Annotated in this window: 5 protein-coding genes; 1 reads left to right on the top strand and 4 read right to left on the bottom strand. The window is 40.9% G+C overall.

Going from position 1 to position 7,927, the window contains the following annotated elements; all coding sequences use genetic code 11:
• The first annotated feature begins 1,013 nt into the window (after positions 1–1,013).
• Complete coding sequence (locus IH879_15635; GenBank protein ID MCH7676358.1) at positions 1,014–3,542, top strand: AAA family ATPase; 2,529 nt, start codon at positions 1,014–1,016, stop codon at positions 3,540–3,542.
• A 633-nt stretch (positions 3,543–4,175) separates the two neighbouring features.
• On the opposite strand, the gene IH879_15630 is transcribed toward IH879_15635, so the two are convergent.
• The 4 genes from IH879_15630 to IH879_15615 are packed head-to-tail and all read right to left on the bottom strand — an operon-like array spanning position 4,176 to position 7,859.
• On the bottom strand, positions 4,176–6,554 hold the full coding sequence (locus IH879_15630) for an NAD(P)-binding domain-containing protein (GenBank protein ID MCH7676357.1): 2,379 nt from the start codon (positions 6,552–6,554) through the stop codon (positions 4,176–4,178).
• Positions 6,555–6,581: 27 nt separating this feature from the next.
• The gene (locus tag IH879_15625; protein ID MCH7676356.1) at positions 6,582–6,926 is read right to left on the bottom strand and encodes a DUF971 domain-containing protein; all 345 of its coding nucleotides are present in this window, start codon (positions 6,924–6,926) and stop codon (positions 6,582–6,584) included.
• 54 nt (positions 6,927–6,980) lie between these two features.
• A complete protein-coding gene (nirD, locus tag IH879_15620; protein MCH7676355.1) occupies positions 6,981–7,289 on the bottom strand; it encodes a nitrite reductase small subunit NirD in 309 nt (102 codons plus the stop codon).
• A gap of 30 nt (positions 7,290–7,319) precedes the next feature.
• Positions 7,320–7,859, bottom strand: a complete 540-nt coding sequence (locus tag IH879_15615; GenBank protein ID MCH7676354.1) for a BrxA/BrxB family bacilliredoxin — start codon at positions 7,857–7,859, stop codon at positions 7,320–7,322.
• Between the last annotated feature and the right edge of the window lie 68 nt (positions 7,860–7,927).

Genomic DNA, 7,927 nt, shown 5'->3' with positions numbered 1-7,927 from the left:
CCGCCTTCACCGAGCTTTTCAAGAATCTTGTAATGTGATATTGTTTTGCCGATTATTGTTTTCCAGTATGAATGATAGAGAATTGACGAAACGAAGGTAAGGCTAAGAAATTTAATTTTCAAGGATTTCGAGCAGTTCCAAAGCCTTAGGCAGTATCTACCGGAGTTACGTAAAAGTTACGCAAAAACTTGGGTGCGATTTTGGGTGCGATTTTTGTCCCTTTTTGTCCACATTTGTCCATTCATACAAACAACAAAGGCCTCCAAAATTGGAAGCCTTCATATTGAAAATATTAAATTTAGCCTTGTACGCCAGGGGGGATTCGAACCCCCAACCTTTGGCTCCGGAGGCCAACGCTCTAAGTAGCTAAGATTTACGAAGCATTTGTTGTTCTTAACTAACTGAAATGCAAAGTGCTGGCTAATGTAAAATCTCAAAGTACCCAGAAGAAAAACTTAAATCTAATTTTCCAATTGGGTTCAAATTCTGCCTTAAGGGCCTGCAAGCAAGCCCATCAAAACAAAATTTTCCATTGCCACATTTTCGCCTGCATTTTAAAATAAAAAAGGCGTCCATTTAAGACCCCATAGCAACTGTTTTTAAACAGCTTTTTGTAGCGGGGGAAGGATTAGAACCCGCGTCCTTCGGGTTATGAACCCACCAATGTATATTTAAACATTAGATTATCCAGTCAAACAGGTCACTTTGGATACGATTTTTTGCGACATTTTTTTGCTGCTCGCGGAGCAACTTTGATTCTCTCCTTTTTTCACAAAGATTGTCATGTTACTCAGTGTGACCATTTCAATACCACCACCCATTCAATCGCACCCACGACTAGACAAAAAAATGGCTGTAACCAGATGCGCGGATATTTAGTGCATGAAAAAACTCCGGACATTTATGTAAAGATCCAGTTTGAATAAATCAAAATCTATTGACCTTGATACAAAGTTTGCATTTCTTAAAACTTCGCAGTGTCTATCGATTATAGTTTAAAATTAAGGATTAGTTTGACAACTCAGATACACGAAGAGCAGATCTCTGGTGTTGTGGAACGTATCACATTTCATAGCATTGAAACTGGTTGGTCTGTCTTAAAAGTTGCTCCTTTTAATTCTCCATCTACCATAATTCCTATAATAATTCACCAAGCTCAGGTCTTTGCAGGAGCTAGTATGAAATTCTTCGGTAATTGGATAAATCACCCGAAATATGGAGAACAATTTAAAGCTACCAAAGTTTTAGAAATTAAACCTGCATCATCAGCTGCATTAGAAAAATACTTAGGTTCTGGTCTTATCAAAGGAGTGGGACCTAAAACTGCAAAAAAAATAGTCAAACATTTTGGAGATAAAACACTACAAGTCTTCGAAGAAAAAATTGAAAAGTTATTAGAAGTCCCAAGTATTGCAGAAAAAAAGTTAAGTCACATTCAATCTTCCTGGCAAGAACATCGGGCAATTAGAGATGTGATGATATTTCTTCAATCTCATGGTATTAGTACACTTTTTGCTGTTAAAATTTTCAAACAATATGGAAATGATTCAATTAAAATCGTTTCAGATAATCCATACCAATTAGCCCAGGATATTTATGGAATAGGATTTTTCAGTGCAGATAAAATCGCATTAGAACTTGGATTTACAAAAGATGGAAAGAAAAGAATACTTGCTGGCATTAGACATGTGCTTGCCAGTAGTAGAGATGAGGGACATTGTTACCTTACGAAAGAGCAAATCACTACAAAAGCTAAACTATTACTTGAATTGGAAAATGATGAGATTATTCACAAATGCATTTTAAACCTTCTAAAAGACAATGATATTAAATCACGAACACTAACCATTGATGATGAAATAATAAACTGTTACTACTCTAAATCCCTTTATTATGATGAAGAAAAAGTTTCTCAAAAAGTTAAATTGTTAATAAATCAGAACTCTCTTTGTGATATTAGCCGCATTCAAAATTGGATTAACCGTTATTGTCAATTAAAACAGATCACTTTAAGTGATGAACAAAGTGCAAGTGTTCAAGGCATTGTACAAAAATCATTTTCTATTTTAACAGGTGGTCCTGGATGTGGTAAAACAACAATACTCAAGGTTCTTGTACGATTGCTTTTGGCCATGAAAAAAAATGTTCTTTTGGCAGCTCCAACGGGAAGAGCTGCACAGAGAATGAGTGAAGTAATCGGGATTGAATCTAAAACAATACACAGATTGCTTGAATGGGAACCAGGTAGTGCCGGTTTTAAAAAAAATGAGGAATCACCATTAAATTGTGATTTTTTAATTGTTGATGAGTGTTCAATGCTTGATATTACTCTTGCCTCCTCACTCCTAAGGGCTGTTCCACCAAAATCACAGGTACTTTTTATAGGCGATCCAGATCAGTTACCATCAGTTGGACCAGGCTCTGTATTGTCAGATTTATTGTCTTGTAAAAATGTAATTAATTTTAAATTGACAAAAATTTTCAGACAAGCTGCTAAATCAAGCATAATAAAATTTGCACATGAAATTAACAGAGGAAACGTACCTCAAATATCAAGTCCAATAAACGATCCTGACATTTGGAATAAATCTGTTGACTGCCTATTCATTGATTCTGAAGAGGCGACCCAAGAACAATTGAAATTTATTGTGAAAGCTAAAAATGCAATAAATAAAACATTGTCTGATGGCTCATCATATTTTTTAAAAACTGACAATAAAATAACAGGTCAAATGAATAAAGTTGAAGAACAGATCTCTGTTAAAAATCTTTATATACCAGAACCTGATAATCTAGAATCAATAAATGAACCAATATTGACAATACCTGAAAAATTTAGACATGTCGATTTGGAAAAACTATCACTGACATCCTCAAATATTGACGAGTTTAGAAATATCTTAAAAAATATCCATCCATGGTCATCATTAAATTATGGACTTACAGCTCTTGAAACAATCAAAAGATTATATACAAAAACAATTTATGAAAAATTTGGAGAAAATTATGAAATACAAATTCTGACGCCTCAAGTAAGGGGAAGTCTAGGAACACATAATTTAAATTCGGTACTTCAGGAAAGTGTAAATCCAAAAGATGATAAAAAAATTCAAATAAAACTTGGTGAACGATTCTTTCGAGCAGGTGATAGAATAATCCAAACTAGAAATAATTATGATTTGAATGTATTTAATGGGGATATTGGTATAATTGAATACATTGATTCTAATGACTATAGTTGTTCCATAAGATTTTATGACCAAAATATAAAGGTTATTTACAAAATAGATGACTTGTCAGAAATTTCATTGGCCTATGCCATAACAATCCATAAATCTCAGGGTAGTGAATTTGATTCAGTGATAATCCCAGTTAGCACGCAACATTATAAAATGCTTTACAGGAATTTAATATACACTGGTTTGACTCGTGCAAAAAAAATGGCTATTCTAGTTGGCAGTAGAAAAGCTTTAGCATTAGCAGTAAAAAATATCGATAACAAACAAAGACAAACGGCATTACAATTTCTAGTTTCTGAATGAATTAGGTATAAATATTACTCATTTCCGTTCTTGGTATAAATGTGTGAGAAATGCAATACATTTATGCGTGGATATGGATAGTAGATACTGTACCATAATTTGTCCATATTTGTCTGTAATTCGGCTACAAAAAAACCTGAAAACGAAAACTTCTCTCCTATTGTATTGAAATTAGCCTTGTACGCCAGGCGCGACTCGAATCCCAATTCTTACTTTCGGGGCAATGGTTATACTCTCTTGCATTCAAAGATTATATGAATAAATCAACATAAAAAAAGTGGGTGCGATTTGGGTGCGATTTTAGTCCAAAAATGTCCACATTTGTCCATATCCCAAACAAAAAAAGCTCTCCAGAAAGGGAGAACTTGTAATTGTTTTTATTAAATTTAAGCTTGTGCGTCGTCAGGGAATCGAACCCCGAACCCTGGGCTTAAGAGGCCCATGGTATTCTGCAAAATAGCACATAAGTCATTGTTTTTTGGTACAGTCCTCAACATGGTTACGTTAAGTACGTTATTTTTCTAAAAGTCTGGGGACGATTCGAGCCAGGGAAAATAGCCGATCTCATTTTACCCGGTGATTCACCTTAGGTGCTGACTCAACTGTTTACCGGCGCTTTTGCACTACAGCCGGTCATTGCTCCTGCATCAACACGGGGGACGCCGCTAATTTGTCGACCTTAATCACATCACCCGTCTTCCGGTTAATCTGACCGAACTGGAGAACACCGGTCGGACAGGACTGCACACAGGCGCTGCAGCGTACACATTCCGGATCCTCCATTGGCAGACCTTTGTTGGCGAAGTTCATGACATCGATCCCTTGGTGGCAAACCGAGGTACACACATTGCAGGATATGCACTTTTTTTTATCCGCCAGGATGCGGAACCGGCTAAAGCGCGCGTATATATGCATTAGAGCTGCCAGGGGACAGGCAAAACGGCACCAGACGCGACCGCTGAACCAGAAGTATGCACCATATCCGACGATCCCGGCTAAAAACAAATCGACCATATATTTATAGTTGAGTTGTATGCCGAAAATCTGCCAGCCATACAGGAGCCCTCCATAGAGGCCATTCACCGTTCGGCCAAAGCTGCTGTCGGGTGAAATCCAACTGATCAGGCGAGTAATTAACAGTAGGAATGCCAACGCCAGAATGACCTGCCCAACCACGTTCATCCGGTTCCAGAAAGCACCGTGAGGCATCTTTTGGCGATGCGTGTCACCCAAAGTCTCAGCCAGCGCGCCGCATGAACAAATCCAGCCGCAGTATGCTCCTTTGCCCCAAAAGTAGATAATGAGCGGTATGAGCACGAAAGTTTGAACCAGACTAATACCAAGCCACCACCACAGGGGCTGCCAGGTAAATATGTTCCAAATGAAGAGCGGCCAAGCCAGAATGAATCCAATCGAGCGCCAATATTCACGTCCATGTCCGTAGTTTGCTTCAGGAAAGAGGGCATCAGCTATATTTTTGCCAATGCCGGCATCGAACCAGCCATTATGTCCTATGTAGGGTAAAATTAAATAAGGCAGCAGAAAGAGGGGGATGACCTGGATAGCTGTTAAAGTTATGGTTTGCACCTTCACGTAAGGGGTTTTCCTACGTCTGATCCGCCGAACCCCGAAAATGACTATCAGAAGGCTGTAAGCCAGGCTGTAATAGAATCCCGGTTCAGCCAAAGTTATATTCAATGTTCCTAAGTATGTGGAGGGCTCGGCAGCCATTGCAGAGAATGATGCGCCCAGGCTTGTCAGCAAGTCGGGTATGTTGAAAGGAAACCAGCGCTGTTCTTCAAACAGCTTCGTTAGCTGGCCGCCAGCTTTCCAGTTGTAGATAAAGGCACAAAAGGCAAGAAAAAGAGCGAATGCCGTCCAACCCCGGGCCCCCATCTCGCCGGTGATCTTCACGCCGCTGCGACGGAAGAACTCCAGCGGCGCCTCACGACCAATCATCGTGAAGACAACATCGTTCGGCAGGCTAACCTCCTTGCCGTCAGCATTAACAAGGATTACGTCCGATTCACCTATGCTCTTGACTTTGCTGCCCATCATCAGTTTGATGTTTCCGGGTTGCCTGTGTTCGGCCAGAAAGCCGCCGCAGCTCGTGGTAACGTACACGGAGATGGGGGTCTCTACCGCGACATCGGCCATGGGATCGACGGTAAGCTTGTTCAGACATTCAATGTTTTCTGGTTTGGGTCGTGAGAATTCACCCTTGCGGTAGGAAAGGGTCACATTCCCACCACACAGGGCGATGGCAATGGCCGTCTCCAGAGCACTGTCTCCCCCGCCGACCACCAGAACATCATCGGTACAGAAATCTTTGGGGTCGAGGAGACGGTTATAGACTTTGTCGCGATCTTCTCCAGGAAGACCTAACTTTCTGAAGTTGCCCGAGCGGCCGATCCCCACGATGACCCGTCTGGCAAGCAGGTTCTCTTCATTGACAATGACCACCTCAAGGTGCTTTTCCTTACGCAGCACTTTTTCGACTTTGGCCATTCGCGGTTTAATTCCACGTTCAAGTGATTGTGCTTTAAGTTCGTCAACCAAAGGCTCCTTAACAGTGGCGGTGAATTGCAGGTCACCGGTGGGAATCATATCCGTTGGGTATGTGTAGATGGGCTTGCCTTTGGGAAAGTTCACGATAGTGGAGAAAGGTTCGGTAGATTCGAGGATTTCGAATGAAAGACCGCTCTTTCTGGCCTCAAGCGCTGCTGCCATGCCCGATACCCCGGCGCCAATGATGGCCAGGTCAAGTATTTCCGGATTGCTATCCTCTGGGCGAAGCTTTTGGAAATCGTTATCCGCGAGAATGTTTTGAACGGCTTTGGCTCCGCTGTCTGATGAAAACTTCAGCAGCGGTATGCCTGTCAGATCTCCCACGATGTAGAGACCGGCGATATTAGTGGAATAATCTTGATTTATTTGAGGCAATTTTTCCACAACACCGGCCGGCCACTGAGTATGAAGCCATTGGGTGTATGTACTAATAAAGCTAAACAATGGATTACCACAATTTAAAGAATCAAATTATTCTGGCTGACAAATATCACACGGGCACATGCTTCTTAAGCTTTCCCATTGATAAATACCTGTGTTGTGACCATCACCCCAATAAATTTGTACGGCGTAATTCCCCATTTCTTCAAGGTTGGTAATGGTCCAGGTTTGAGTAGGAGGTTTCTTGAAGATATCAGGGTCAATGGCTTTACCCATATTCTCGTGTCCTCCGGCGCACACTGCACAAGGGCAGGCTTTTCGTAAGCCTTCCAAAGGAAAAACCGTTTGGTGGCCGTCACCCCAGATAATGGTCAGGGTTTGTTCCGCAGTATTAACGGATACTTCTTTCGCAAATGTTTTTTTATTCACACCCATTAATTTATTTAGTAGTACGGTTGATTTTGTTTCTCTTTCCTGTCTTAAGACCACCTAAACTTCAATTTCTATGTCGTCTCCGTTGAGCCGGACATTGTATTTGGTCACGCCTGTGGCGGCCGGCGGGTTGGTGACTGTTCCCGATTTGATGTTGAAGTGGGCGCCATGCCAGGGGCATTCGACTTCCTCGCCCTCAATAGTGCCCTCACTGAGCGGGCCACCCCGGTGGGTACAGGTATCATCGATAGCGTAAAATTCTCCACCGAGGTTGAACAGAGCGATGCGCTTATCTTCGATTTCGATACATTTGGCCGATTGCTCGGCGATCTCGGATTTTTTGGCTACCTGAATGAACTTTGCCATGTCAACTCTCCTTTCTATAGCTTAGTTAGCCTAGTTATCACCAAACATAGGTATTTTAGAACCACAAGCTACCGCATGCACTAATTGAGCATAATCTTCAGGACTTATAGAAGGTCCATTTTTACTACATTGTTGCTCAAAAATCACTGTAAGTTTATCTGCTATTTCTTCCGGGGATCTTCCTTCAATATCATGGCGATGCAAAATATTCAGAACCTTGCTGTTTTTCAATAATACAATACACGGCGATGAAGGTGGAAATTCGTTTAAATATTGCTGACGTAAATGAGCTACTGCCGCTTTATCCTGACCGGCAAAAACGGTTACAAAACGATCGGGAATAATATTATGCTGTAAAGCTACGGATACTCCGGGCCTGGCACTGCCCGCTGCACAACCACACACAGAATTAATCAACACTAAAACCGTTTCTTCATCATTGTTCTCTAAAACTCTATCAACGTCTTCTGGTGTTATTAATTCCTCAAAACCAACCGCAATCAATTCATCGCGCATAGGTTGTACAGCCTCAGGATCATATGTGGGTTGTGGTGATATAGGAAATTGCATCATAGTTTCTCCTCGTGTTTTAATATTATCTTTTTATTTTTTTTATTTATTTATAATATAGTTAAATT

The organism is candidate division KSB1 bacterium, from assembly GCA_022562085.1.
Lineage (GTDB): Bacteria > Zhuqueibacterota > Zhuqueibacteria > Oceanimicrobiales > Oceanimicrobiaceae > Oceanimicrobium.
Note: the sequence above shows the minus strand (reverse complement) of the source record. Positions and strands in the feature narration are given on the sequence as shown.